Genomic DNA, 25,745 nt, shown 5'->3' with positions numbered 1-25,745 from the left:
GGGCCGTCCCTACCGCGACCGCTGCAACCGGGTCTCCCGGTACTGCTTCTACTCCCGGATGTGGTCGGGCAGGTCCGTCTTGGGCGGGCACGGGATCACGCGGGTGCGTCGCCAGCCGAACCCCGGTTCCGCCTTCAGAAACGTCCGGACCTGGGTCGGTTGCCGCTTGAGCCCGGTCCGGTGTTCGAGTTGCTCCGTGGCTTCGGCTGCCGTCCGCACGGGTCGGGCGGTGAGTGCCTCGCGGATGGCGGTGGTGTGAGCGACGAGGTCGCCGACCGGACCCCGGACGCCCCACCACCGCAGTCCGTCCAGTCCGCCGGTGCGGACGGCCGCGACGTACCGCTGGACGGTCGGACGGCTGAGGCCGGCGATCTCGGCGGCTTTCGCCCGCGTCAGGCCACAGCGCAAGAGCCACGCGACGAGCATCTTCCGACGGACGTGGGCGTCCGGGTGGGAGTCCCGTTCCGCGTTCACCACCCGCTGCTCGTCCTCGGTCAGGGCGAGCCGGAACACCGCCATGTTCTGGCTCTCATCGACGCACGCCCCGGCCGCCCCCGTGGGATCGTGCCTCCCGTCCCCGGATGCCCCGCCGGTCACTTCTTCTCTCGCGGGGGCGGGGCCGTCTCGGGTGACTTCCGGACCTTCGCTTCGACTTCCGCGAACAGTCGCCGGAAGTCTATCCGGCCGCGCACCGCGTCGAAGTCCGGCTCCTTCAGTTCGCTGGGAAGGGCCCAGCCGGTCTGGACGACGGCCGCGAGAGCAGCGACGGATTGATCGGCGAACGCCGTCGCCTCGGCCGCCGTCACGCCGGACTTCGCATCCCCGCCCAGTCCGGCCAGGAGCGCCAGCGCTCGGGCTTGCTCGACCTGGGTCTCGATGTCTACGCTTGTCAGCCTGGCCCACTGTTCGAGGGCCTTCCGCAGGTCGGCGGCGGCTTCGGCCGGTTGCCCGGCGCGGACCCGGGCCCCGCCGCGGAACCCGTGACTCCAGCCGAGTGCCCGGCTGTACGATTTGTTGGCGGGGTCCGACTCGGCCAACTGCTGGTGAATCGCAAGGCCTGCGTCGAGGGCGGTGAACGCCTCGGCCCAGCGCTTCTGGCGGTCCAGGGCCCGGCCGATGTTGTTCTGAACCCAGGCCAGGTTCGCCTTCCGCCCCGTGGAGGTTGGTTCGGCGTCCGCAAGTTTCTCCGCGATCGTCAGCGCCCGGCGGTAGGCTTCCAGCGCCTCCGCCGGCTTTCCTGTATTTGTCAGCAGTGCGCCGATGTTGTTGTGGGTGCGACGCAGGCCGTCCTGGAATGTTGCCACGGCTGGCTGATCATCGGCCAGCTTTTGGTAAATGGACCGGGCCTGCTTGTTCGCCGTGAGGGCGTCAGCCGGTTTGCCCATCTGTGACAGCACGACGCCCATCGAAGAATGGCATCGGGCCAATTCGCCTCGGTACTCGGTTGCTGCCGGGTTGGCGTCGGCCAGCTTCTGGTAAATGGCCCGCGCCTGCTCGTACGATGCGAGGGCCTCCGCAGGCTTCCCCGTCTGCGAATGGAGTTCGCCGATGTTCTTGCGGCAGAGGGCGGTGTGCTTCCGGAAGTCGGTGACGGCAGGGTTGGCGTCGGCCAGCTTCTGCCAGATGGCAAGTGCCTCCTCGTACGCCTTCAGTCCCTCTGCGTGTCGCCCTGTCTTCGTGAGCGCGACGCCAACATTGTGGTGGCTGATGGCCAGGTCGTCCTTGAACCGAGGGATGCCCGGATTGGCGTCGGCGAGCTTCTGCCGGATGGCGAGGGCCTGACCATACGCCTCCAGCGCCTCCGCCGGTTTCCCGCTCTCCAGTAGGGCGCCGAGGTTGTTGAGGGTGAAGGCCAGATCTTTGTGAAACTGCGTGACGGAGGGGTTGGCGTCGGCCAGTCTTTTTTGGATGTCCCGAGCGTCTTCGTACGCCTGCCTGGCCTCCTTCGAATTCCCCGTTCGTGTCAGCATCCATCCCATGGCATTGTGGCTTTTGGCCAGATGGCCTTGGTATTCGTTCACAGCCGGGTTGGCATACGCCAGCTTTTGCCAGATCGCCTGGGCTTGGCGGGCTGCTTCCAATGCCTCCATCGGCTTGCCCGTCTGAGATAGCACTTCGCCAATGTTGAAGTGACTGATGGCCAGTTCGTTTTGATGCAGGGCGTCCGTGGGGTTGGCGTCGGCCAGCTTCTGCCGAATGGTCAGGGCCTTGCTGTGCGCCTGAAGGGCCTCTGTCCACTTGCCCGTATTTGTCAACACAGCGCCAATGTTGTTGAGGTTGGTGGCCAAAGTGTGATCCGGCGGGCTTCTCGGGTTAGTGTCGGCCAACCGTTGCTGAATAGCGACGGCTCGACCGTACGCTTCCAAGGCCTTCGTCGGCTGCCCAGACTCAAAATGCACGATTCCGATGCCGTTGTAACCCGATCCGAGCACTCTGCTGATCGCGTCGGTGGGGGATTGCGCTTCCAGAGCCGCCGCGATGTCACGAACCTCTTCGTACGCCCGAAGCGCCCCCGCCGGGTCGCCCGTTTGGCGCAGAAGCCACGCTAACCTCTCCAGACTGCCGGCGACATCCAGCCGGGTCTCGACATTCGCACCGGGCGCCGCCGCCAGTTCCCGGCGCAGAGCGAGCGCCTTGCGGTGCACGGCCACCGCCTCATTGACGTCACCGATCTTCGCAGTCAACTCGGCGAGTTGGAAGTACCCCGCCGCCAGTGTCTGCCGCGACTTGGCATCCGTCTGCCCGGCCAGCAATTTCTCCAGATCGCCGTAAAACCTAGCCGCTTCCTTCAGCAACTTCGTCCGCAGGTTTTTGAACTCGGCGTTCTTGAGCAGCGCGTCCGCGCTGACGCCGGTGTGAAATGTCTCGATCGCCTTGACCGCCATATCGAACCGGGCTTGCACCTTGACCTGCTCGGCGGCCAATTCCTTGTTCCGTGCCTCGACCTTCGCCTGCTCCTTGGCCAGTTCCTGGTTCCGTGCCTCGACTTTGGCCTGCTCCTCCGCCAGTTCCTTGTTCCGTGCCTCGACTTTCGCCTGCTCCTTAGCCAATTCGGCATTCTTGGCGGCGAGTTCGCGGTTGGCCCGGACCTGTACCGTGACCACGGCCACGACGCCGACCACCAACGCCACGGCCACAGCAATCCCGGCAATCACCTGCCCCTTGTTCCGCTTGACGAACTTCTTCAGCCGGTAGCCGCGGCTCGGCGGGCGGGCTTCGACCACCTCATCCGCCAGGTAGCGTTGGAGGTCACGGGCCAGCCCGTTGGCCGTGTCGTACCGGCGAGCGCGGTCCTTCTCCAGCGCCTTCATCACCACCCAGTCCAACTCCCCTTGCAGGGACCTGGCGAGTTTGGCCGGCTCGATGCTCCGGTTGGCCGCGATGTTCGGCAGGTCGTCGGCCGTGCTCAGTTTCGTGCTCGGCCGGGGCGGCTCGACCTCCCGCACCAGCCGCAGCATTTCCAGGATCGCCCCCCGCTTGAACTGCCTGGCGTCGATCGGCGGCGACCCGACCAGCAACTCGTACAGCATGACCCCGAGGGCGTACACGTCGGTCCGGGTGTCGATGTCCATCGACGACGGGTCGGCCTGCTCCGGGGACATGTACGCCGGCGTGCCGACGATCGCCTGGTGTCCGCGAAGCTCAGGTCCGTGAGCTTCAGCTCGGTCGCCTTGGCCACGCCGAAGTCGATGACCTTCGGCGTCGGCCGGCCGTCCACCTCGGTCACCAGCACGTTGCCGGGCTTCAGGTCGCGGTGGATGATCCCCTTCTGGTGCGCGTGCTGCACCGCCTGGCACACGGAGACGAACAACTGCAAGCGGGCATCGACCGTGAGCCGCTTCTGGTCGCAGTACTCGGTGAGCGGCACGCCCTTCACCAACTCCATCACGAAGAACGGCTGCCCGGCCGGGGTGACGCCGCCGTCGTAGATGCGGGCGATGTTGGGATGGTCCATCAACGCGAGCGCCTGCCGCTCGGCGTCGAACCGCGCCAGCACGCCCTTCGAGTCCATCCCCGTCTTGATGAGCTTCAATGCCACCTGGCGCTTGACCGGTTCGGTCTGGGTGGCCAGGTAGACCGAGCCCATGCCGCCCTCGCCGATGACTTCGACGAGGGTGTAACGGCCGGCGATGACCGTTCCCACCGTGGCGGCCGACGAGGGTTCACGGCGGGTTGTGTCATCGGACGTGCCGGTCGCCCCATCCGGGCCGAAGTCGGCGGTCGCCAGCGAGACCGGGTGCCGAGTGCCCGAGTCGTATGTGCCGGTGGCGTCGGCCGGGCCTTGGGGCGATGGGGCGTCGAGCAAGGAGTCCGGCTCTTCGCTGGCCCGCAATAGCGCCTCGACCCGAACCCTCAGTTCCGCGTCGCCGGCGCACGCCGCTGCGAGGTACGCGGCTCGGTCGGCCGGGCCAGTTCGCGCGAGTGCCTCGGTGAACACGCCTTTCAAACGGCTGGGATCGACGGGCATGGCGGCCTCCGGGTTCTCGCGACGATCATATCGCGGAAACGGCCCCGGATTCGTCTCAGCTTTTTTCTGAGATCTGTTCCGACCGCCCGAGTGCGTCGCGGAGCCAGGCCCGGGCGAACGCCCAGTCGCGGTACGCCGTGGCCCGCGAGACCCCGAGCAGGTCGGCCGCTTCTTCGACCGACGCCCCACCGAACACCTTCAGCCGCACGACAGCGGCGGCACCGGCGTCGAGAGCGGCGAGCCGGCCCAGGGCGTCGTCCACCTCCGCCCAGTCGGTCGGGTCGGTGGCGGCCGCCGGGAGGCCGTCGATCGGGACACGTCCGCGGTCCCCGCCACGCTTCTCGGCCCGGGCGCGGCGGGCGTGATCGACGAGGATGCGGCGCATGGCCTCGGCGGCGGCCGCGACGAACTGCCGGCGGTGCTCCCACGTCGGCCGGTTCTCCCCGCCGACGAGCCGCAGGTAGGCCTCGTGGACGAGCGCCGTGGCGTCGAGCGTGTGCCCGGGGGCTTCGGCCGCCATGCGGGCGGCCGCGAGCCTCCGCAACTCGTCGTACACGAGCGGGAGCAACTCCGCGGCGGCCTGGCGATCACCGGCTTGGGCGGCTTCCAGGAGACGGGTCACATCGGACATTCAGCCGAGTGTAACCGCGGGGTGCCGATGGGACGACTCGAAAGGGGTGGTGCGGCCATCAGCATCACCGCCGGACGGCTACCATTGATCCGGAAAAGATTGGCGCCGCGGGTGGGTCGGCGGGCGGGCACCTGTCCCTGATGGTCGGATGCGACGGACGGCCCGGCGACCCGAAGGCTACGGACCTAGTGGAGCGTCAGTCGTCGAAGGTGGCTGCGGTGGCGTGCTTCTTCCCGCCGACCGACTTCCCGGCCCTTGAGGGCACGTGCCCGAAAGAGATCGCGGCTCCGTTCGACTTCCGTGAACTGGACCCGGCTACCGGGAAGTACGTGACGGTGTCACCCGAGCGCCGGCGGGAGATCGGGCGCGAGGCGTCGCCGATCACCCACGCGGCAATGGGCGCGGCGCCCACGCTCATCATCCACGGGGATAAGGACAAGGTGGTGCCGCTGTCCCAGTCCGAGACCCTGATCGCCAAACTCATGGACTGCGGCGCGACGTGCGAACTGAAGGTGAAGCCGGGTAAGGGGCACTTCGGGCCGTGGGTCGCTCCCGATCTCCCCTCCCTGGCCGACTGGTTCGACGTGCACCTGCTCAGCAAGAAGTGACCCGACACAGGTCTGACGTTCGGGTGTAGGTACACCGGGGAGACGCCGCTCAAGACGCTGAACGTCTACGTCCTGCCGGCGTACACCGAGGGAGGGGACGAACTGCCCGCCGGGAAGCCGTGACCGCGAGCCGCCCATGGACGCCCGCCTCGACGCACTCCTGGCCGCCCTGACGCGCGTTGACGCTCCGTTCGACGTCCGTCACCTCCCCGAACCCGGCGCGCTCCCCTCCCCGTGGGAGACGTGGACCCTGATCGGGCTCGCCCGCCACCGGGGGCGGCAGTTCTGGGTCGCCGACCTCGTCCGCACCCGGCTCCGGGGCGCGCCCACGGACCTCGCCGCCGCCGGCGCGCTGGGGCACCCGGAGGCCGTCCCGCAACTCGGCCCCGTGCCCGGCATGCCGGAATGGGAGTACTACTTCCACGGCCGCGGCTGCCGTGTTACCCACAAGGTGGACGGCGAATCGATCGACGTGGACTTCTACGGCGAGACCGCGGAGTACTTCGACACCTACTTCTACAAGAACTACCTCGAATCCCTCCGCCGGCCGGAGCCCCCCGAGGAGCGGCTACTCGCGCTTCACCCGTCGCCCCGCACGATCAGCCTCGCCATCGCCTCCTTGCTCGCCGCCGGGGGGCTGACGCCGTTCGAGGGCCGGGACTCTCACCCCTACCGCCTCGCGGACGGGGTCATCGACGCCCTCGACGCGATCGACGCCTTCTGCGCCGCCTGGGAAGACCCGAGCCGCCGCCCCCGGCTCGCCGCCCTCATCGGTGACTGGCCGGCAGCAGAAGAAACGGCCCCACGTGCAGAGCGCTGCCGCGAGCTGTGGCGTCAACGGGTGCGCCGCGACCTCAAGGTGCCATTCGTCGGTGCCGATGCCCTGCAGGCCCTCGCCGACCTCAATTCGCCGGACCTCGACCGCCATCTGGAGGACGCGCTGCGCGAGCCGCCGAGCGGGATCGTCTCGGCGGCACTCGCGGTAATCGGGAAGGCCGACGACCCGAAGTGGTGCGACCGCGTGTACGCCCTGTTCTCCCGCGTCGACCCCTCGGGCCCACTCCCTCAGCCGCACATCTGGATGACCTCGCTCAAGTACCTCCTCCGCCACGGCTATCGGAAGGCGGAGATGACCACCGCGCTCGCGAAGGCGGGGAGGACCGAGGTGGGTGAGGCCGTGTTGGTGGCGCTCGAACACGCGCCCGAGTTGGCCCTGCCGCTCATCCGCCGGGGCCTGATCTCGGAGGTGCCGATCGACCGCACCGAGGTCGCCGCGATCCTCACCCTCGTTGGGAAGCCGTGGAGCTTGCAGGAACTCCTGGGAGCCCTGAAGGCATCGGACGATCAGGAGCGGACGGCCGACGCCCGGGCGGCCCTGCTGGAGACGGGTGACCCGGAAGCCGAGCGGGCCGTCCTGGAGTGGGAGGAGATGAACCCGCACGAGAACGAGACCGGCAGCTACCTGGAGATCGGCGGGCGGTGCCTGGGGCCGTTCTACTCCATGGGGGAACACGTCCTGAGGAACCGGGGCGAGTACGTCCGCTACGAGATGGGCAAGCTCCACGACCGTGTCATGAAACTCAGGAACGTCGTCCCGCCCGAGCCCCCTGCACCCAGCCCGTGGTGGAAGTTCTGGGCGGGATGATCCCCGCCAGGAGGCCGTGATCGACTCGCATTCAGCTCAACTCGCCTCCGCCTTCGCTCCTGCAGTTCCGAGCCAGACTCGCCCGCGACCGAATTCAATCCAGGGGCCAGTAGAGTCGTGTCAGCGGAATCAGGACCCGGCCTTCCATGTCGAATTTCTCATAGTGCGTCACCACCAGCGTGGCGATCTCGTCCAGGTTCAGAAGGGTCAGCGGCACATTCGCGCGGTCCGCCTCGTACCCCGCGTCTTTCGAGAAGCCGCCCGTGCTGACGTACAGCCCTCGATCACCCTGCCGCAACCCGCCCAGGAAGCTGCGGATCTGCTGCGAACCCATCCTCTCCTTCGGGCGGTGCTTGACTTCCGCCTTGATCCGGGGCTCCTCCAGCCCGAGACCGTCCGGCGAGGCGATCACGTCCACGCTCCGGTCCGGTCCGCGGGGCGTGATCCGTGTCTTGTAGCCCATCGCCCGCAGGATGGACGCCACCAACTCTTCCATTTCCATGTCGGTCAGCTTGAGCAACTTGTCCTTGATCAGCTCGTGCGCGCGGCCGACGGTGTCTTCCTTGAGTTGCTCCAGTTCTTCCTTCTCCTCCCCCTCTTGCTCGGCTTTGACGGGTGTGCCTGTAAGCAGCCCTTCCAGATCGTCCGCCGTCTCGTCGTTCACCTGGAACAGGGTGAGCGTGCTGCCGAGCGAGTTTCTTGAGGCCGCCTTCAAGTCATCGCGGTCGACAGTGCCCTCCCACTGGACCCGGCGAAGACGGTGGTAGTCCTTCGTCGGATCGTACTCCGGCTCCCCGGTGATGGTGCCGACCAGGTATTCACGCGAATCCGGGCTGTAGGTCGTCACCTTGTGGCCCGGCTTCAGGACGGTCAAGAACTTGTGGATCACCGCGACGGCATTCCCGACGCGGCCGGGCTTGTCCGTTGGGAATTGCTTCACGTACCGGGTTCGCACCTCGTCCTTCGGAAGCGAACTGTCCAGGCTGCCGAGCCCGTTCCAGCCGATCGCGACGATACCTTCCGTGCGAAAAGTGTCAAAGAGGTAGCCCTCTTCACCCGCCCGGACCATCCACATCGGAGCTTTGGGCACAGCACGCCTCCCGGGGTACTCCGTCGGCACTCACAGCAGCGGGCGGATCGGCCGGCCGCGGTACACGTGGTATGGGCGGCCCTCGGAGTCGCGGAACGCGGCGTCCGGGCCGACGCCCATGAGGTGGAAGATCGTGGCGGCCAGGTCGGCCGGGGTGAACGCCTCCGTCGCCGGCCGGCCGCCGTCCCGGTCGGTCGCGCCGACCACCCGCCCGGGCTCGATGCCCCCGCCGGCGAGGACGCACGGGAACACGTCGCCCCAGTGGTGCCGGCCCGGGGTAAAGACCTCGCCGGACGCGTTCCGGCCGCCCGCGGTGATCGGCGAGATCTTCGGCGTCCGCCCCATCTCCCCGCACATCACCACGAGCGTCTCGTCGAGCAACCCGCGCTGGTCCAGGTCGTCGAGGAAGCCGCTCAGGCAGTGGTCGAGTGAGGGGAGGAGCTTCCCCCGCAGGTCGCGGAAGGCGTTCTGGTGCGTGTCCCAGCCGCGGAGGTTCACCTGCACCATCCGCACGCCGGCCTCGACCAGCCGCCGCGCCACCAGAAACCCCTGGCCCCACTCCTCGCGACCGTATCTGTCACGAACCCGGTCTGGCTCGCGGCTCAGGTCGAACGGGTTCCGGCCGCCGGGCATGGTGGTGAGCAGCAGCCGCGCGGCCCGCTCGCGGTGCTCGTCGTGGCCCGCGAACGCGCCGGCGTCGTGGGACCGGTGGAGGGCGTCGAGCCGTTGCCGGAGGGTGTCGCGGTCGCGGAACTGGTCCGGGCTGACGGACAGGCCGCCGCCCAGGTCCGGGAGGCGGAATGCCGGGTCGCGGCAGCTGCCGTTGTCCCACCACGCCTTCGGCCCCTTCCCGGGCCGGCGGTCCGGGTCGTTCGGGTCGTCGTGGCTGAAGCAGTTGGGGCACGACCCGGCCGGGTCCGGCGCCCGGCAGGGGGGCGCGAGGTCCACCCCCCAGCGCTCGAACCGGGGGCCGAGGACGCCGGCCCCGCGGCCGGGGTACTTCATGTGGCTGGCACGCGGCAGCTCGATCACCGGCGGCAGCACCGCCCCGAGCAGGGGAGGGAGGGTGTACGCCAACAGCGAGCCGACGGACGGCCACTCGAACCGCCCCGGCCGGGGGCTCGTGATGCTGGCGTTCGTGTCGCCGGCGGGGAGGTCCGTGGTCCCGGTGTGCAGCAGGTAGGTGGCGCTGTTGTGCTCGTTGCGGAACTCGCGGCCGGCGGGGTGGTGCATCGTCCGTACCACCGAGAACCGGTCGGCCCGGGCCGCGAGCCGGGGCAGGTGTTCGCAGAAGCGGGTGCCGGGCAGGCGGGTCTGGGCGGTGCCGAACTCGCCGCGGACGCCGTCGGGGGCGTCGGGCTTGGGGTCGAACGTCTCGTGCTGCGACGGCCCGCCGGACTGGAAGATGAAGACGACGGCCTTCGCCCGCCGCCGGCCGGGCGCGACGGCGTCGGCCTCCAGCCGGCCGAGGTCGGCGAGCCCGGTGCCGAGCAGGCTCAGCCCGCCGACCCGGAGTAGCTCTCGGCGGCCGACCGGCGGGTGGTCGCCCGGTCGGCATTCGGCTGGCCGCACGGCGTGTTCTCCGCGAGGACGGGGCGAGTCGTTCGTGACGCGAACGGCCCCGGAGTAACCGCACCCATCAACCTACGAGCACGCCGGCCGGCGGTCGGACGTAGGCGCCTACCCGGGAGCCGGGGCGAGCCACCGGACGGCGTTCTCCAGGAGTTGCAGTACCGGCGCCTCCTTGAAGACCGGGTACGTCTCGTGCCCGGGCCGGAAGTAGAACACCCGCCCCCGGCCGAGCGTCCAGACCATCCCGCTGCGGAACCACTCCCCAGTCGCCCACCGCTCCTCCAGCACCACCTCGTCCGGCTCGGGTACGTGGAACGGCTCGGCGTACATCTCCGTCCGCGGCAGCTCGAACCGCGCCGGCAGCCCGCGGGCGATCGGGTGGTCGGGGAGCAGCACCCGGACCTGGCTCGGCCTCCCGTCGGTCCGGTACGCCGGGAAGCAGCAGTAGGGGAGATGAACGGTCGCCCGCTCGGTCCCGTCCAGGAACTTCCGCAGTTCGGTGTACGGGGTCAGCCGGTCGCCGGGCTTCGGGAGGGTGTAGCGGACCGCCGGGGCAGCGTACGCCACCTCGACCTTCGCGCCGTCCCGCTGCAACCGCCGCGCGGCGTCCAGCCGGGTCCGCTCGTACATCGCCTCGACGAACGGGGTGGCCCAGTGCGCCGAGTGGAGGGCGATCAGCGACAGAGTCCCCTCCTTGATCCGGGCGACCAGCGGCTCGGCCATCCGCGGCGTGATCTCGGCCTGCCGCCGGTGGCCCCACCAGATCAGCACGTCGCACCCGCGCAGGATGCCCTCGGAGAGCCCCTTCTCGGCGTCCTCGATCCCCACCGACCGGACCGCGAGCCCGGGCCGCCGGCGGAGATGGTCGGCGATGTGGTTGCCGAGGAAGTTCTCGTACGCCTGCCGCTGCTCCGGCTGTCGCTCGTCCCACACCACCACGCCGACCGGCATCGGGTCGGCGGCGGTCGCGGCCAGCGGGAGGGCGAGCCCGGCGGCGGACGCGCGGAGGAACTGGCGGCGGGTGTCGGGCGGGGTCACGGCGGTCCCTCGGCGGTGATGAGGTGCGGACTTCGGGCTAGCCCGGCAGGCCGCACGCCTTCAGTAGCGTGTCCTGCACCGGGAGGTCGTGGGCCGGCGGGAACACGCCACCCGGGTCGACGGTCACGTCAACATCTCCGACACCACGACCCCGTGCGGCAACAGGTGCATCGGCCGGCCCGACCGGTCCGGAATCGTTGTGTGATCCGAATCGAGGCCGAGGAGATGATACATGGTCGCCAGAATGTCCTTCGGGTCGATCGGGCGGGTGGCGGGAAACGCCCCCTGACGGTCCGTCGCGCCGATGACTTGTCCCGTGCGGATGCCCGCCCCGAAGAAGAGGCCCCAGTACGCCCCGGCCCAGTGCTCGCGGCCACCGCCGCCGACGTTGGCGATCGCCGGCGTGCGGCCGTGCTCGCTGATGACCATGACCAGCGTCTCGTCGAGCAGGCCGCGCTGACCCATGTCCTCGAGGAACGCGGGCAGCACCCGGTCGAAGATCGGGCACAAGCCGTCTTTCAGCCGGGGGAAGTGGTTGTAGTGCGTGTCCCAGGCGTTATTCGCGAAGGCGTAGTCGTCCCAGAACGCGGTGACCACGCGGACGCCGGCCTCGACCAGCCGGCGCGCCGCCAGCGCCTCCATCCCGAACAGCGTCAGGCCGTAGCGGTCGCGGACCTTCCGCGGCTCGCGGGTCACGTCCACCGCTCGCGCCAGCCGCGGGTCGGCAATCATCCGGGCCGCCGCCCGCTGGTTCCGGCGGAACGACTCGGCCCGCCCCCCGCCGCCGGCCTCGCGGTTCGCCCGTGCGAGCAACTGCATCCGATCCCCGAATCGTACCGCGGACACGTCCTCGGGTAACTCGGACCCGTCGAACACGAACGTGCTCGGCGGGGTCACCCCGTCGTACGGGTCGAAGCGACTCGCCTGAGCCGCCGGGCCGTTCGCGGTGGGGTTGCCAACTTCCCGCGAACCTTCGCCGCGGAAGACCGGGTAGACCGGGTCGTACGCCGGCCCGAGCCAGGCCGCGTGCGGCGACCAGCGGCTCGGGTCCGTCCGGGCGTTCAGCGGCCACGGCAGGATGACGTTCACCGGGAGGCCGGTCTCGTCGGTCTTGCCCTGTCGCTTCCACAGGTACTCGAGAACGGAGCCGAAGTACGGCCAGTGCTGGGCGTCCGCGCGGTTCGCCTCGATGGCCGGCAGGGACCGGGAGAGTCCGGACAGGGCGACGGAAACGGCGTGGTTGTTGGACGCGTGGGTCATCGACCGGACCAGGCACGTCCGGTCGAGCACGCCGGCAATTCGAGGGAGGTGTTCGCACGCCCGGACGCCGGGGAGCCGCGTAGGAATCGTGCCGAACTCGCCCCGTCGGTCGGCTGGCGCGTCCGGCTTGGGGTCGAGCGTGTCGAGTTGGCTCGGCGCGCCGTACAGGTACAGGACGACGACGGACTTGGCCCTCCCGAACGTCGAGCGAGGCGACCCGGACGTCGCGGCGTGCGGCACCGCGCAGGCGAGGCTCGAGGCGGCAAGAAACCGACGGCGGCTGACGCGCGGTTGTTCCATGCAATAGCCCCTCGGATGACTGGGCGTGGCGGCACCGCAGATTACCTTGGCTTCGACGATAGATTACCGGGTCAGGGTTGGTGTCGCCCCCTCCCGAAACCGCCGGAGCGACCGTTGTGAGCCTCACCGACTTTATCAAGCGCGAGGAAGTGGCCGACCGCATCAAGCCCTTCCGGCCGGAAGTCAGGTGGAGCAATTTCCCCCTGAAGGTGCCGCGCGTCTACGAGAACCCATCACTCACCGGCACGGCGTTCGACTACCTCCTGCGGTTCGATCTCCAGCGTCGCGCGCCGCACGCGGAGCAGAGGAAGTGGGTCGCCGAGCAAGTGCCCACGCACCTTGAGCCGAGCGTGATACTCGGCCGGGAAGCGGACCTGACCTTCCTCGGTGGTAAGGGCGCGTTCATCCCGACAGATGAGCTCGCCTACCGCGTACGCATCGTCTGCGAACGTGCCCGGGCGGCCGTGGACGCATTCGCGAAGGCGTCGGCCCCCTCACCCGAGAGTCTACAGGAGATCGCCGCGTGGGCGGCGCGGCTCGCTAAGATCGACGGCATCTACCGGCGACGCGAGGTGGACCCGACGTTCGAGGAGGCTCCTTCGGACCTGGTGGCCGAGCTTGTCGATCTCCTCGGCGTCGTCCCGTTCGACCGCATCATCCACCCGGAGCGGATGCTGCTGAACCCGACCTTCGGGGCAGCATCGGCTCTCGTCGGCTCGGCCGACGCGGACCTCATCTCGGGCGACATGCTGCTCGACTTCAAGACAACAAAGTCTGCCGAGGTCAGGGGCGAGCACATGGACCAGCTCTTCGGGTACTTCCTACTGAACCGGCGGGCGGGGTTCCCGGAGATCAAGCGGGTCGGCCTGTACTTCTCCCGGTACGGCAGAACCAGGTTCGGCGAGACGGCCGCATGGACGGAACGACCGGACTTCGAGGAGACGGAGCGATGGTTCTTCAAGCGAGCCGAGGAAGTGTTCAGCGGCAAGAGCACTGCCCACGGACGTAATCGTGGTTGATACGACACCTGAATGGTTCTGAGCCAAACCAGCTACGGCGAAGGGAGCATCCGTGGGGAGTGTGTTCCGTCACGTCGCGGATGCCGCGCTGTATCCCTGCGGGGGCGAGGAGTGCCACCATTGCGGGCGGACAGGCCTCCGTTCAAGATCGTGAAGAAGGTGAACGGTGCGAAGGCGGCGACAAAGCCGTGGGAGGACGCGGAGAGGGCTACCCCGGGCGTTCGCTACCTCGACCTGTAAGCCGCCCGGCCCGGCGGAGCTGTGGATCCTCACCGAACAGGGAGACCCGATGAATCGCGACGGAGCCGGCCGGTGAAGTTCCCCACGGATCGTGGACAGCGGGAAAGCGGTGTAAGCTCTAATCACGAGGAGACACACCGATGGCCGGTTCCCGCAAGGTCTACACGCCGGAGTTCAAGCTCCAGGCCGTGAGGATGATCACCGAGCAGAAGCTGTCCGTGGCCGAGGTCGCCCGCCGCCTCGGGGTCACCGAGAACCGGCTCCACGACTGGAAGAAGGCGGTCCTCAAGAAGGGGGCCGACGCCTTCCCGGGATCGGGGCACCTCACCCCCGTCGAGGAAGAACTGCGCCGCCTCCGGGCCGACGTGAAGCGGCTGGAGATGGAGCGCGACATCCTAAAAAAAGCCACGGCGTTCTTCGCCACCCAGTCGAAGTGACCTTCGGCTGGATCGAGGAGCGCAAGGGCGAGTGGCCGGTGACGCAGTTGTGCCGTGTCCTGGAGGTGTCCCGCTCGGGGTTCTACGCCTGGCGGTCCCGCGAGCCCAGCCACGCCGAGGTCCGGCGGGAGGAGCTGACCGAACAGGTCGCGACGATTCACGCCGAGGTGAAGGGGCGGTACGGCAGCCCGCGCGTCCACGCCGAGCTGGTGAGCCGGGGCCACGAGTGCTGCGTGAACGTCGTGGCCGAGGTCATGCGGGAGGCCGGGATTGCCGCGAAGACGACGCGGAAGTTCCGGCAGACGACGGACTCGAACCACCCGCACCCGGTGGCCGAGAACGTCCTGGATCGGCAGTTCGATCCGGAGGAGCCGAACACGTCGTGGGTCGCGGACGTGACGTACATCCCGACCCGCGAGGGGTGGCTGTACCTGGCCGTCGTGGAGGACCTGTTCAGCCGGATGGTGGTGGGCTGGGCGATGGCCGCGACGATGACCAGTCGGTTGGTCGTGGATGCCCTGGAGATGGCGGTGGCCGACCGTCTCGGGGGGTCTTCGGTCCCGGCCCTGGTGGCCCACTCGGACCGCGGGAGTCAGTACGCCAGCGAGCACTACCGGCGTCGTCTCGCGGAGGAGGGGATCACGTGCAGCATGAGCCGGCGTGGGAACTGCTGGGACAACGCGCCGATGGAGTCGTTCTTCGCCAGCCTCAAGAAGGAGCTGGTCCATCACGAGGACTACGCCACGCGCGAGGAGGCGCGGGCGAGCATCTTCGAGTACATCGAGGCGTTCTACAACCGCGTCCGGCGGCACTCGTCACTGGGGTACGTCGCCCCCGCCGAGTACGAGCGGGCGCACAACCCGACCCACCGCTAAACGCTGTCCACTTTCCGTGGGGAACTCCACGGGTAGCAGGGGGTGCGGCCATCCCGGAGGCCGTGGAACGGGTCCGGCGGGCGGTAGTCGAGCTGAGGGAGCAAGAAGGCCGGGGCGTGATCGTTCCCGGCGGCCTGGTCCTGACGGCGGCCCACTGCATCGACTTGGATGGTGCCGGTGGGATGGCCCTCGGCGACCGGTGCATTGAGCGGGCGCGAACGGCAGACGGGAAGAACCTCTTGCTCAGCGTGCTGGCCGCAGAGCCGGTCGCGGACGTCGCCGCGCTCGGCGCTCCGGACGCGCCGGACCTCCCCGAGGAGGCTGAGGCCGCCGCCGCGCTTCTCGCCGCGACGGAACCAGTCCAGTTATTCCGGGGCGAGTTCGAGCCGAAGGACGTCGTCGAGGGGTACGGGCCGGTCAGCTGGGCACTACCAGTGTTCATCCTGGGCCCCGACGGGGAGTGGATCGCGGCGACGGCGACCGTCGTCGGGGAGAACGAGCCCACGGCACTCTTCGCGGCCGAGCGGCCCGTGCGGGGCGGGGCGTCGGGCGGCCCGGTGGTGACCCAGGACGGACTGCTCGTCGGGCTGGTGTCGAGCTCACATGAGGCCGCGGCGGGAGATGAGGGCGAGCGGCCCCTCTACCACGGGAAGATCGTCCGCCCGCTGCTCGCCCTACCGGTGTGGTTGGTGAGCACCCTCCGAACGGCGCGAGGTGTTCCGAATCGACTGCGCGTGTAGGGCTTTAACCGGTATTACTTCGGATGGTCTGCCGCACGAACCCGAGGTCGGTCGGGGGCGACCCGTCCACCGCCCCCTCACCGTCGGCGCCGACGAGCCCATCCGCGTAGAGGCAGTACGGGCTCCGGTCGCCATTCGTGGTAACGGATCTTGCCCGAGCTCGGTCCCGGGGCGAAACTTCGAGGGGTGGGGTGGCCGGGAGGAGTCAACCGATGGCACGCGAGCGGCTGTCCCGGAACTCCCCCTGCCCGTGCGGCAGCGGGAAGAAGTACAAGCACTGCTGCCACAAGAAGGGCTTCGAGTGGGTCGCCGACGACGACGGCACGGTCTACCAGTCCACCTCCCTCTCCCCCGAAGCGGTCGAAGTCCTCCAGCAGCAGCGGGAGAGGTTTGTCGCGACGTTTGGGCGGGAGCCCGGCCCGGACGAGCCCATCTTCTTCGACGCCCCGCCGGTCGAGCAGATCGAGTTCCAGATGGTCCAGGCGATGACGGCCGCGGGGATCGACCCGGCGATCATCTACGCCTATGAGAAGAGCGGCGGGCTGCTTGTGACCGAGTCCAACCAGCACCTGATCCCCGACACGGACCTGGCGGCCTGGCAGGCGGCCATCGACGAGTACGAGGCGAAGCACCGAGGGAGGCCGGAGCAGCCCTAGCCGTCCTCGCCCGCGTCACTTCCGCCGGCCCGTGACCTGAACTTTCGATAGCTCGATCGTCCCACGCCAGGCATGCATCCTGCCCGGCGGGGCCATGCCTGCAGCCGGTTCAGCCGTGAAAGTATTCGACTTTGCGCACTTGGTCGGGTCGCCGTCCTCGATCACACACAGCCGCTCAGACGCAGTGAGTTGCGTGAAGAACAGCAGGGTCGAGAGCAAACAGAAGTTGGTTCGTAGCCGCCGCCGACCTCCCCGGACGCCGTCTTCTGGGAAAGACCGTCGGAGACAAGGGGGCTGATCGACCGCGCCCGGCGCATCACGCAGGATCGGACCAACGAGGCGGTGGCCCGACAAATCTTACGTCACCTCGGTGGAATCCCTGTAATTCTTTCCCGCCAGTCGGAACTCAGTCCCGGGAACCAGACGGCCATGGACGCGACGGAATTTCTCCGCCGGCAGGTGATCTCGCTCGCCTACCGGCAATTGTCGGCGGCGGAGTTGATGACGCGCGCCTCCGCCGGCGACGTGGAGGCGTACATCGCGCTGGTCTGCCTCAAATTCCCGGTCGTCGCGGCCGTCAGCCGGGGCGTGCTGGGGCCGGTGGCGGCGGTCGAGGACGTGGCCCAGGAAGTCTTCGTGCAGTTGTGGCGGCAGCGGGAGGGCATCCGGTCGGCCGACGCCATCGACGGCTGGCTCGCACAAACGGCCCGCAACCTGGCCCTGAAGCTCGTTACCCGTGAGTCGCAACAGCAGGCGGTCGGGGTCGAGTGGTGGCAGCGGCGCGGGCGGGTGACCGAGACCGATTTGCCGGACGCGGCCGCACTCGTGGGCGAACTGGAGCAGCGACTGCGCCAACTCATCGCCACGCGGCCGGGGCAGGAACAGCAGGTGTTGCGGGCGGCCGAGCACGCCGAGGGCGACGCACAGGCGGCCGCGTCGCTCGGGCTGAGCGTGAACTCCTACCGCGTCCGCCTGCACCGCGCCCGGCAGAAGTTGCGGCGGCTGTTGGAGAAGGCCGGTCTGCTCCCCGGCCTGGTGGTCGGCGCGACCGTCGGCGGGGCGCGGCGGGCGGGAGCGGCGGTCGCGGCCCTCTGGGCGCGGCGGCTGGGCAAAGTCTTCCTCGTGACGTGTGTCCTCACGGCGGGGGTGGCCGGCGGTGTGGCCTGGCAGGCGCAGCGGGTCGGGCCGGTCGCGGAACGTCACACCGCTCCCGTCCCGACGGGCGGGCCGGTCGAAACCCTGCAGGCGCGGAACCTGCGGATCGCACGGGACGAGGTCGCCGGGGGCGTCCGGGACATCTTCCAAAAGTTCTACCCCCCGCCGCACGCCGTCGAGGTGTCCTGCGTCCGCGCGTTCGGGTCGGAGGTCGAAGTCGAACTGCGGGTGACGCCGCCGCCCCCGGCGATCACCCAGCTCGCCGCCGTGTCGCGCGGACGCTACTGTGTGTTTCGGCGCAAGCTTCGGGTGGACTCACAGCCGGCCGGGCAAACGGGCTGGTACCGGATGAACTCGGAGAAGCCCATCGCCATCAAACTCCCATCTCTGTCCGCGGCGGGGCGGGAGGTCGTCCGCGGGCGAGAGGAGTACGCGGCCACGGAGCGACTGTTCGACCGACTCCCGAAGGACGACCGGGCCGAGGCAGAGCAACTGCGACAGCTGTTTGGCCCGCCGGGTGGCGAGGTGCTGCTGCCTACAGGGGGATTGGGAACCTCAAGTTTCCCCGACGGGATGATCCTGTCGGCCGACGGCGGCGGGCTGTACGTCCGGGACGGGGCCGGCTCGTGGCGGTACGCAGGGGAATGTCCCGGCTGGTTCCCGGTCGTGGCAGACGGGCAGGTCTTCTGCTTCGAGAGCGGGGTGATCCGGTCCCGGCCGCTCGCCGAGCCGACGGCACCGTGGGTGAGGCGGTGCGACGAGCCGCCACTCGGGCCGGGCGACCGGGCGACCGGCGAGCTGTTCGTCGCCGGCGGGCGGTTGTGCATGGCCATGGAGCCGCACGGCCTGAACTCGCGGCCGCTGGCCGACCCGGCGGCCGGGTGGGTGCGGACCACACACCCGGTCCAGCCGTCTGGCTTCGCGGTCGTCGGCGACTCGTTATACGGGAAGGACGTCGAGCGCCTGTTCGAGCGGCCCGCGGGCCAGCTCGATGCGGCATGGGTTCCGGCCGGCCCGTGGCCGGCCGGGTGTCTTTGGCTGGTCGCGGACGGCACTCGCCTGCTGGCGTACGGCCGAGGTCCGGGGCCGATCTACGCCCGCCCGGTTGGGGCCGCCGCGGACGTGCCCTGGACGGCCGTCGGCCGCGTCCACGACCCGTACCAGCGGTGACTCGCCCACACCGCGTTCGTGCCCGAAGTGTTGCAGTCTCGTGAATTCCCCTGTCGGAGTCGCCCGATGTTTCGCAACCTGTTCACCCGCCTCCCCGGCCTGCGCCAAGACACGTCTCGTCAGGGCCGCCGCTCTCAGCATCCGACATCGCTCAAACGGTCGCAGTTGCGCGTCGAGGCCCTGGAAGACCGGGTGGTGCCCACTTCGGTCGCGCTCGTCAAGGACATCAACGCGCTCGGCATCGGAGCCCTCAACATTGGACCCATCGAAGTGTCGATGGTGAACGTCGGCGGGACCGTCTACTTTCCGGCCGACGGCGGGATAACCGGCATAGAGCTGTGGAAGAGCGACGGCACAGCCGAAGGGACCGTCCTCGTCAAGGACATCTGGCCCGGAGGTTCCTCCTCCACACCACAACGCCTGACTGCCGTGGGCGGTACGCTGTATTTTCTTGCGAACGATGGCGTCCACAATAACGAGTTGTGGAAAAGCGACGGCACGGCCGAGGGAACCGTCCTCGTCAAGGATATCAACAACAATGTCAATTCCAGCGGGGTTCAACCCTTCCAGGACCTCCCCCCCCAGTGGACGGCCGTGGGCAGTACTTTGTTCTTCCCTGCGCAATCGTCCACAGGCAACATGGAGCTGTGGAAGAGCGACGGCACAGCCGAAGGGACCGTGATGGTCAAGGACATCAACCCGGGGTCCACCGTCGGTTCGTACCCGAAAAGCTTGACGGCCGTGGGCAGCACGCTCTTCTTCAGAGCCACTGACGGGGCGAACGGGGACGAGCTGTGGAAGAGTGACGGGACGGCGGCCGGGACCATGATGGTCAAGGACATCCGACCCGGTGCCAACCCTTCGAATCCCGACAGAATGTCGGTTGTGGGGACGACGCTCTTCTTCTTCGCCAATGATGGCGTGTACGGGACCGAGCTGTGGAAGAGTGACGGGACGGCGGCCGGGACCGTGATGGTCAAGGACATCCGACCCGGTGCCAACGATTCCGGTACCCAGCACATGACGGTCGTGGGCACGACGCTCTTCATCGGAGCCGACGACGGGGTGAACGGGAACGAGCTGTGGAAGAGCGACGGGACCGCAGCCGGGACCGTGATGGTCAAGGACATCGGGCCCGGTGCCTACTCTTCCCAGCCCTACAACCTGACGGTCGTGGGCACGACGCTCTTCTTCTTCGCCGACGGTGTGAACGGGCGTGAACTCTGGAAGAGCGACGGGACGGCGGCCGGAACCGTGATGGTAAAGGACATCCAACCCAGTGGCTACAATTATGTCCCCTCCAATATGACGGTCGTAGGCACGACGCTCTTCTTCACAGCCAATGATGGCGTGAGCGGGGCCGAGCTGTGGAAGAGTGATGGGACGGAGGCCGGTACAGTCCTAGTGGCGGACATTGTCCCAGGTTCTGGGAGTTCAGGACCGAGTTTCTTCACGGCCCTCGGTGAGACGGTCTTGCTCTTTAGCCCATTCGTGCAGCCCGAAGGTCGGGAGTTGTGGCGGAGCGATGGCACGGCGGCCGGCACTTACATGGTCAAAGACATCGGCCTCAGGACGTTTAGCTCGTCACCTAGTTCGCCTGTCGCTATGGGTGGTGCGCTCTTCTTCAGCGCCGACGACGGGGTGAACGGGACGGAGTTGTGGCAAAGCGACGGGACGGCGGCCGGAACCGTGATGGTCAAGGACATCGCACCAGGAGCCCTCTCTTCCCAGCCCGGTGGGATGACGGTCATCGGGACGACGCTCTACTTCTTCGTCAATTTGAACGGGCCCCGCCAGCTGTGGAAGAGCGACGGTACCGCAGCTGGGACCGTGATGGTCAAAGCCTTCGTTGGCTCTGCCGGTTCCTCCATCTTGACGGTCGTGGGGACGACGCTCTTCTTCGGAGCCGACGACGGTGTGAACGGATTCGAGTTGTGGAAGAGCGACGGGACGGCGGCCAGCACCGTGATGGTCAAGGACATCCGACCCGGCTCAAACGGTTCGAGCCTCTTCATACGGGCGGTCGTGGGGACGACGATCTTCCTCAACGCCAACAACGGGGTGAACGGAGACGAGCTGTGGAAGAGCGACGGCACCACAGCCGGGACCGTGATGGTCAAGGACATCCTACCCGGCTCAAACTCCTCGTTCCCCGGCAGCGTGACGGTTGTGGGGACGACACTCTTCTTCCTCGCCACTAACGGGGTGAACGGGTTCGAACTGTGGAAGAGCGACGGCTCAACAGCCGGAACCGTGATGGTCAAGGACATCCGACCCGGCTCAAACTCCTCGTCCCTCGAAGGCATGACGGTCGTGGGGACGACGCTCTTCTTCAGAGCCGACGATGGCGTGAACGGAATCGAGTTGTGGAAGAGCGACGGGACGGCGGCCGGGACCGTGATGGTCAAGGACATCCGACCCGGTGCCAACCGCTCCCTTCCCTCCAACATGACGGTTGCGGGGACCACGCTCTTCTTCAACGCCACTGACGGGGTGAATGGGTTCGAGCTGTGGAAGAGTGACGGGACGGCGGCCGGAACCGTGATGCTCAAGGACATCCGACCCGGTGCCAACGACTCCAGTTTCTCGAGCATGACGGTCGTGGGGACGACGCTCTTCTTCGCCGCCAACGACGGCCAAGGGTCCGAGCTGTGGAAGAGTGACGGGACGGCGGCCGGGACCGTGATGCTCAAGGACATCCAACCCAGTGGCACCAATTCTGTTCCCTCCATATTGGCGGTCGTGGGGACCACGCTCTTCTTCCAAGCCAATGATGGCGTGAGCGGCGTTGAATTGTGGCAGAGTGACGGGACGGAAGCCGGCACAGTCCTTGTTCAGGACATCTTTCCCGGCTCAACCTCCTCGAGCCCCTTCAACATGACGGTCGTGGGGACCACGCTCTTCTTCAGAGCCTTCGGGGTGAAAGGGATCGAGTTGTGGCGAATTAACGAGTCCCCCGTCGCCGCTCCTGGGGGTCCGTATTCCGTCGCGGAAGGCAGTTTCATCACGCTCGACGGCTCCGGCAGCAGCGACCCAGACACACGCGACACGCTCACCTACACGTGGGATCTGGACGGCGACGGCGTCTTCGGCGAGACCGGGGCCGCCGCCGGTCGCGGCAATGAGACCGGCCCGAACCCGACATTCTCCGCCGCCGCCCTCGACGGCCCCACGTGGGTCCCGGTCTCCCTCCGCGTGACCGACACCGGCGGCCTGAGCCACACCGCGACGGCCACGATCAATGTGACCAACGTGCCGCCAACGGCCTCGATCTCCGGGCCGACGAGCGGCGTCCGCGGGCAGGCCCTGTCGTTCGCCGGCAACTTCACCGACCCCGGTGCGGCCGACACCCACACGCTCGCCTGGACCGTGGTTAGCGGTGGCACCACCGTCGCCACAGGGACAGGCCCGCTGTTCACCTTCACACCGACCGCGGCCGGCACCTACACCGTGACATTCACCGTCACGGACGACGACGGCGGCGTAGGCACCGCGACCCGGACGGTCGAGGTTACGGCCGTGGGCGTGCAACCCGACGACTGCGACCCAACGAAGACGGCGCTGGTGATCGGCGGGACCGCCGGGAACGATACGATTCGCGTCACCCCCGCGGGCAATAGTGGATCGGTGGAGGTCGTCATCAACGACGTGTCGCAGGGGACATTCAGTCCCACCGGCCGGGTCGTGGTGTACGCCCAGGCCGGCAACGACGACGTGCAGGTGGCCGGGAGCATCACCCTGTCGGCGTGGCTGTACGGCGGCACCGGGAACGACCGGCTCAAAGGCGGCGGCGGCAGCAACGACGTGTTGCTGGGCGGGGACGGCGACGACCTGATCGTCGGTGGCGACGGCCGCGACCTGCTGATCGGCGGGACGGGGGCGGACCGGATCGTGGGCAACGCAGGCGACGACATCCTCCTCGCCGGCGTGTACCTGTTCGAGGCGGACTCCCACAAGTTGTGCGCCGTGATGAAGGAGTGGACGCGCACCGACCGGACGGCCGCCGAGCGGGTCGTGGCCCTCCAGAACGGCGGCGGGCTGAACGAGTCCGTCGTGCTGGACGCGACGTCCGTGGTCAACGACACCGCCGCCGACGTGCTGACCGGCAGCAGTGGGTACGACTGGTTCCTGTTCGACTCGACCCGCGACCGGGCCACCGACCTGTCCGACGAGGCCTTCACGAGCGACCTCAATTTCATCAACGGCTGACGCTCGCTGTTCCCGACCCCGAAGGCCCACCGCCGCGGCGGTGGGCCTCGTACTGCCCGCCGCTACAACACCGGAATTCCACGAAGTCGCGGAGTCCGTCCCGTGTCCGAACATGCCCGCAAGCGATGTCCATCACCGCAGCCGGTCGGAAAGGACCAAGCCGACTGTATTCAGTACTCAGTAGCAGTACCACGACACAAGTTGTGATGATCAGTTGCCTTGTGTTCTTCGACAGGCTGCTACCGGCCGCACGTATGCATGCTCCGGGCTAGACTCTGTTTTGCGGATCACAAGTCGTTGTCGTGGCCTCTAATCGGCCATGAAGCGACACGAACTGACTGACGAGCCGTGGGCGCTCCTGGCGGAGTTCTTCCCGCCCCGCCAGCCGAAGCGGGGCGGGCGGTGGTCCGCAGTGGCCGCAACAGCACCAGGGGCGTGTCGTCGGCGTGGATCGCGAACGACCGGAGCAGGCGGCGGCGCATCAGGTCGTAGAGCGGGGTCAGGAGGTGGCCGCACGCCCGCAGGTGGTCGCACAGGGTGGACCGTCGCACGTCCCAGCCGTGGCGGGCCAGGATCGACTCCTGGCGGTGGAGCGGCAGGTGATCGACCAGCTTCGAGACGATGACGTGGGCGAGCAGGCCACTGCCGATGCCGCTCCGGGGAATCGGCTCGGGCGGCAGATCCGCCCGGGCGATCTGCGGGTCGAGGCCCTGCGACTCACACGACCGACAGGCGTAGGTCGGGCGGACCAGTTCGCGGACGAAGAGGGCCATCGGCTGGTAGTCGAGGCGCTGGCTGACGACCTGCCCGATGCGGATCCTGGCCGTGCCGCAGCAGGCGCAGACCTTCTCGGCGTCGCTCAGGTCGATCTCCTCCCGGCGACGCGGCAGGTCCGTCGGCTTGCGCCGCCGGCCGTGGCCCTTTCGCTTCGCGCTGGGAGGCGCGACGGGGACCGCTTCGGGAGTCGACGGCTCGACCGGCGTCGGGTCCTCCTTGGCGGGCAGATCCATCCCGTCGAACAGGGTCGGGCCTTCGACCCGCTCGCCGCCGCGGCCGAAGGTGATCTTCACGAGGCGGTGGATGTGGGCCTGCTGGGCCTCGACCTGCTTGCGGAGGTCGGCCACGACGCCGCGGAGTTCGGCGATGACGGCGTCGGCGTGGGCCAACTTCCGGCGAAGCACGTCGATCTCGTCGGCCGGTGGCATGCCGGATTCAACACCGTCGGGCGGCCCAGGTAGTGCGGGTCACGAAGGCGATTTGTACCGACGGCGTTCACGGGCCTTGGCCGGGTCGAGGCCGCCGAGGATCATCGCCAACTGCGTCGGTGTGACGGGCACGCTGGCCTCGACCGCCGTGGGGAAGGCGAACGTCCCCTTCTCCAGTCGCCTCAGGTAGAGGGCGAACCCGTCGCCCATCCAGGCCAGGATCTTCAGCTTGTCGGCCCGGCGCGTCCTGAAGACGAACAAGTCGCCCGACATGGGATCGCCCTTGAGGACGGACCGCACGACACCGGCGAGGGAGTCGATCCCCTTGCGGCCGTCCACGGCCTCGACGGCGACCTGGATGCGGCCGCCGGGCAGCAGGGTCAGCATGACGCCGCCCCCACTGCGGTCACCAACCGGGTGACGGCGTCGGGCGCCGCACCCAGCGGCACCCGCACCACGACCCCGGAGCGGAGCACCACCTCCGCCATCGGCTCGGCGACGACGCGGACGGGCACGAACGCCGGCGGCGGGGTTGGCGCGGACTCGTCCGGTCGGGTCGCCAGAATCCGCCGCCAGCGGTCGAAGTTCGACCGGGTGAGTTGCCGGGCGCGACAGAAGGCGTTGACCGTCTGCCCGGACCGCTTCCATGCGTCGATGGTGGCCCGCCAGGCGCGGACCTTCTCGGGGCGGTGTGCGGACATGCCGGAGTTCTCCCTCGGGGAAAACTCCCAGACTACCTGACGGTGGAAGGCGTCGATTCACCGGACACGTACTCCAGTCCGACAGCCCCCGCCGCATCCGCCTCGTGGCGGTCGCCGGGTCGAACTCGTCCGGGTCGAACCGCCCACCCACCCATTCGCGCATGTCCTCGTGCTGCTCGTGGTCCGGGTTGTTGATGACAGCCAGGAAGTCGGCGTAGCCCCAGACGCCGCCCACGTCCTCCGGCGGGCACGCCCGCTTGCCGTCCACACACACCGGGTACTTCACGCCCGCCTCGGCTGGCACTCGCTTCTCGACCACGATCTCGTGGTCCCACGAGTCGCCGAAGTCGTACTCGTAGGCGAACCGGAACGTCTTGCCGCCCGCCGGAACGATGTCGCTCAACTTCGTGGCGGTCGAGTCCTCGTACCAACCCTCTGACTCCGAAGAGGAGGTAGGGGTTCTGGTCCGTGGCAGCCTGGAATCCCCCGCCACACGCTCGACGCAGTTCCAGACACCCATAGGCGAGATGTTGTCGCAACTTGTCGACCCTCGTCGGGGTCACGGCGTCGCTCCCGGGCGGCGCAGGCCCGCCGCACGGAGCTTGACCAGCGCCTGCCGGGCAGCCTCCTTCCCGCTCGGGTCGATGTCGCGATCGGCCAGCCCTTCGAGCGTCGTCAGCAAGAATTCGCGGCCCCTAAGCAGTTGGCCCCGATTGCGTACCATGT

18 protein-coding genes and 3 pseudogenes are annotated in these 25,745 nt (G+C 68.4%); 8 read left to right on the top strand and 13 right to left on the bottom strand.

Annotated elements, in window-relative coordinates:
- Positions 1–48: 48 nt before the first annotated feature.
- The 4 genes and pseudogenes from ETAA1_RS19100 to ETAA1_RS19075 all read right to left on the bottom strand — a co-directional run bounded on the left by ETAA1_RS19100 (position 49) and on the right by ETAA1_RS19075 (position 5,099).
- Positions 49–519 carry a helix-turn-helix domain-containing protein gene (locus ETAA1_RS19100; RefSeq protein ID WP_145241242.1) on the bottom strand — a complete coding sequence of 157 codons (471 nt, stop codon included), beginning with the start codon at positions 517–519 and terminating at the stop codon, positions 49–51.
- 74 nt (positions 520–593) lie between these two features.
- Positions 594–3,572: a tetratricopeptide repeat protein gene (locus tag ETAA1_RS33490; RefSeq protein WP_261341989.1), complete on the bottom strand. Its 2,979-nt coding sequence runs from the start codon at positions 3,570–3,572 to the stop codon at positions 594–596.
- Positions 3,573–3,715: 143 nt separating this feature from the next.
- Positions 3,716–4,087: pseudogene (locus ETAA1_RS33895) on the bottom strand (protein kinase domain-containing protein); the annotation flags it as partial.
- 436 nt (positions 4,088–4,523) lie between these two features.
- The gene (locus ETAA1_RS19075; RefSeq protein ID WP_145241239.1) at positions 4,524–5,099 is read right to left on the bottom strand and encodes an ECF-type sigma factor; all 576 of its coding nucleotides are present in this window, start codon (positions 5,097–5,099) and stop codon (positions 4,524–4,526) included.
- Between the two features lie 77 nt (positions 5,100–5,176).
- Here ETAA1_RS19075 and ETAA1_RS19070 point away from each other — a divergent pair.
- Together ETAA1_RS19070 and ETAA1_RS19060 are read left to right on the top strand one after the other, a co-directional pair.
- Positions 5,177–5,707 (top strand): annotated as a pseudogene (locus ETAA1_RS19070) (alpha/beta hydrolase family protein); the annotation flags it as partial.
- Positions 5,708–5,843: 136 nt separating this feature from the next.
- Positions 5,844–7,352 carry a DUF6896 domain-containing protein gene (locus ETAA1_RS19060; protein ID WP_145241235.1) on the top strand — a complete coding sequence of 503 codons (1,509 nt, stop codon included), beginning with the start codon at positions 5,844–5,846 and terminating at the stop codon, positions 7,350–7,352.
- A gap of 94 nt (positions 7,353–7,446) precedes the next feature.
- Here ETAA1_RS19060 and ETAA1_RS19055 read toward each other — a convergent pair whose 3' ends face one another.
- The 4 genes from ETAA1_RS19055 to ETAA1_RS19040 form a co-directional block, all read right to left on the bottom strand.
- Complete coding sequence (locus ETAA1_RS19055; RefSeq protein ID WP_202920248.1) at positions 7,447–8,442, bottom strand: restriction endonuclease; 996 nt, start codon at positions 8,440–8,442, stop codon at positions 7,447–7,449.
- 30 nt (positions 8,443–8,472) lie between these two features.
- Positions 8,473–10,014: a DUF1501 domain-containing protein gene (locus ETAA1_RS19050; RefSeq protein WP_145241232.1), complete on the bottom strand. Its 1,542-nt coding sequence runs from the start codon at positions 10,012–10,014 to the stop codon at positions 8,473–8,475.
- Between the two features lie 108 nt (positions 10,015–10,122).
- Positions 10,123–11,052, bottom strand: a complete 930-nt coding sequence (locus ETAA1_RS19045; protein ID WP_145241230.1) for a ThuA domain-containing protein — start codon at positions 11,050–11,052, stop codon at positions 10,123–10,125.
- Positions 11,053–11,175: 123 nt separating this feature from the next.
- Complete coding sequence (locus tag ETAA1_RS19040; RefSeq protein WP_145241228.1) at positions 11,176–12,612, bottom strand: DUF1501 domain-containing protein; 1,437 nt, start codon at positions 12,610–12,612, stop codon at positions 11,176–11,178.
- A gap of 116 nt (positions 12,613–12,728) precedes the next feature.
- Between ETAA1_RS19040 and ETAA1_RS19035 the strand changes: the two genes are divergently transcribed.
- The 6 genes from ETAA1_RS19035 to ETAA1_RS19010 all read left to right on the top strand — a co-directional run bounded on the left by ETAA1_RS19035 (position 12,729) and on the right by ETAA1_RS19010 (position 23,113).
- Complete coding sequence (locus tag ETAA1_RS19035; RefSeq protein ID WP_145241226.1) at positions 12,729–13,631, top strand: hypothetical protein; 903 nt, start codon at positions 12,729–12,731, stop codon at positions 13,629–13,631.
- Positions 13,632–14,011: 380 nt separating this feature from the next.
- Positions 14,012–15,183 (top strand): IS3 family transposase gene (locus tag ETAA1_RS19030; protein WP_145241203.1). Its coding sequence is split into 2 segments (ribosomal slippage): positions 14,012–14,267 and positions 14,267–15,183, totalling 1,173 coding nucleotides; the frame shifts between segments, so codons are not numbered across the junction.
- A 116-nt stretch (positions 15,184–15,299) separates the two neighbouring features.
- Positions 15,300–15,923, top strand: a complete 624-nt coding sequence (locus ETAA1_RS32155; RefSeq protein ID WP_202920247.1) for a S1 family peptidase — start codon at positions 15,300–15,302, stop codon at positions 15,921–15,923.
- Between the two features lie 212 nt (positions 15,924–16,135).
- A complete protein-coding gene (locus tag ETAA1_RS19020; RefSeq protein WP_145241222.1) occupies positions 16,136–16,579 on the top strand; it encodes an SEC-C metal-binding domain-containing protein in 444 nt (147 codons plus the stop codon).
- Positions 16,580–17,008: 429 nt separating this feature from the next.
- Positions 17,009–18,904: an RNA polymerase sigma factor gene (locus ETAA1_RS19015; protein WP_145241220.1), complete on the top strand. Its 1,896-nt coding sequence runs from the start codon at positions 17,009–17,011 to the stop codon at positions 18,902–18,904.
- A gap of 66 nt (positions 18,905–18,970) precedes the next feature.
- Complete coding sequence (locus ETAA1_RS19010; protein ID WP_145241218.1) at positions 18,971–23,113, top strand: ELWxxDGT repeat protein; 4,143 nt, start codon at positions 18,971–18,973, stop codon at positions 23,111–23,113.
- Positions 23,114–23,400: 287 nt separating this feature from the next.
- Here the strand turns inward: ETAA1_RS19010 and ETAA1_RS19005 are convergent, their stop codons facing one another.
- The 5 genes and pseudogenes from ETAA1_RS19005 to ETAA1_RS32145 all read right to left on the bottom strand — a co-directional run bounded on the left by ETAA1_RS19005 (position 23,401) and on the right by ETAA1_RS32145 (position 25,743).
- Positions 23,401–24,318, bottom strand: coding sequence for an IS66 family transposase (locus tag ETAA1_RS19005; protein WP_145241216.1), 918 nt, complete (start codon positions 24,316–24,318; stop codon positions 23,401–23,403).
- 39 nt (positions 24,319–24,357) lie between these two features.
- Entirely contained in the window at positions 24,358–24,705 is a 348-nt protein-coding gene (gene tnpB / locus ETAA1_RS32970; protein ID WP_238389490.1) for an IS66 family insertion sequence element accessory protein TnpB, read from the bottom strand.
- Positions 24,699–25,019 (bottom strand): IS66 family insertion sequence element accessory protein TnpA, encoded by a 321-nt coding sequence (tnpA, locus tag ETAA1_RS32965; RefSeq protein WP_238389520.1) that lies wholly within the window; start codon positions 25,017–25,019, stop codon positions 24,699–24,701. Before tnpA ends, tnpB begins: the two co-directional genes overlap by 7 nt.
- Before the next feature lie 127 nt (positions 25,020–25,146).
- Positions 25,147–25,539 (bottom strand): annotated as a pseudogene (locus ETAA1_RS32960) (plasmid pRiA4b ORF-3 family protein); the annotation flags it as partial.
- 39 nt (positions 25,540–25,578) lie between these two features.
- Positions 25,579–25,743, bottom strand: coding sequence for a hypothetical protein (locus ETAA1_RS32145; protein WP_202920245.1), 165 nt, complete (start codon positions 25,741–25,743; stop codon positions 25,579–25,581).
- Positions 25,744–25,745 lie beyond the last annotated feature (2 nt).

The sequence above is a fragment of the Urbifossiella limnaea genome (genome assembly GCF_007747215.1).
In the GTDB taxonomy this organism is placed as follows: domain Bacteria; phylum Planctomycetota; class Planctomycetia; order Gemmatales; family Gemmataceae; genus Urbifossiella; species Urbifossiella limnaea.
This window is presented reverse-complemented; position numbering and strand designations above follow the sequence as displayed.

Excerpts from the sequence above, each read along its gene's own strand:
- ETAA1_RS19100 (WP_145241242.1), bottom strand. The coding sequence starts at position 519 with ATGGCGGTGTTCCGGCTCGCCCTGACCGAGGACGAGCAGCGGGTGGTG.
- ETAA1_RS33490 (WP_261341989.1), bottom strand. The coding sequence starts at position 3,572 with ATGGACATCGACACCCGGACCGACGTGTACGCCCTCGGGGTCATGCTG.
- ETAA1_RS19075 (WP_145241239.1), bottom strand. The coding sequence starts at position 5,099 with ATGTCCGATGTGACCCGTCTCCTGGAAGCCGCCCAAGCCGGTGATCGC.
- ETAA1_RS19060 (WP_145241235.1), top strand. The coding sequence starts at position 5,844 with ATGGACGCCCGCCTCGACGCACTCCTGGCCGCCCTGACGCGCGTTGAC.
- ETAA1_RS19040 (WP_145241228.1), bottom strand. The coding sequence starts at position 12,612 with ATGGAACAACCGCGCGTCAGCCGCCGTCGGTTTCTTGCCGCCTCGAGC.
- ETAA1_RS19020 (WP_145241222.1), top strand. The coding sequence starts at position 16,136 with ATGGCACGCGAGCGGCTGTCCCGGAACTCCCCCTGCCCGTGCGGCAGC.
- ETAA1_RS19015 (WP_145241220.1), top strand. The coding sequence starts at position 17,009 with ATGGACGCGACGGAATTTCTCCGCCGGCAGGTGATCTCGCTCGCCTAC.
- ETAA1_RS19010 (WP_145241218.1), top strand. The coding sequence starts at position 18,971 with ATGTTTCGCAACCTGTTCACCCGCCTCCCCGGCCTGCGCCAAGACACG.
- ETAA1_RS19005 (WP_145241216.1), bottom strand. The coding sequence starts at position 24,318 with ATGCCACCGGCCGACGAGATCGACGTGCTTCGCCGGAAGTTGGCCCAC.
- tnpB (WP_238389490.1), bottom strand. The coding sequence starts at position 24,705 with ATGCTGACCCTGCTGCCCGGCGGCCGCATCCAGGTCGCCGTCGAGGCC.
- tnpA (WP_238389520.1), bottom strand. The coding sequence starts at position 25,019 with ATGTCCGCACACCGCCCCGAGAAGGTCCGCGCCTGGCGGGCCACCATC.
- ETAA1_RS32145 (WP_202920245.1), bottom strand. The coding sequence starts at position 25,743 with ATGGTACGCAATCGGGGCCAACTGCTTAGGGGCCGCGAATTCTTGCTG.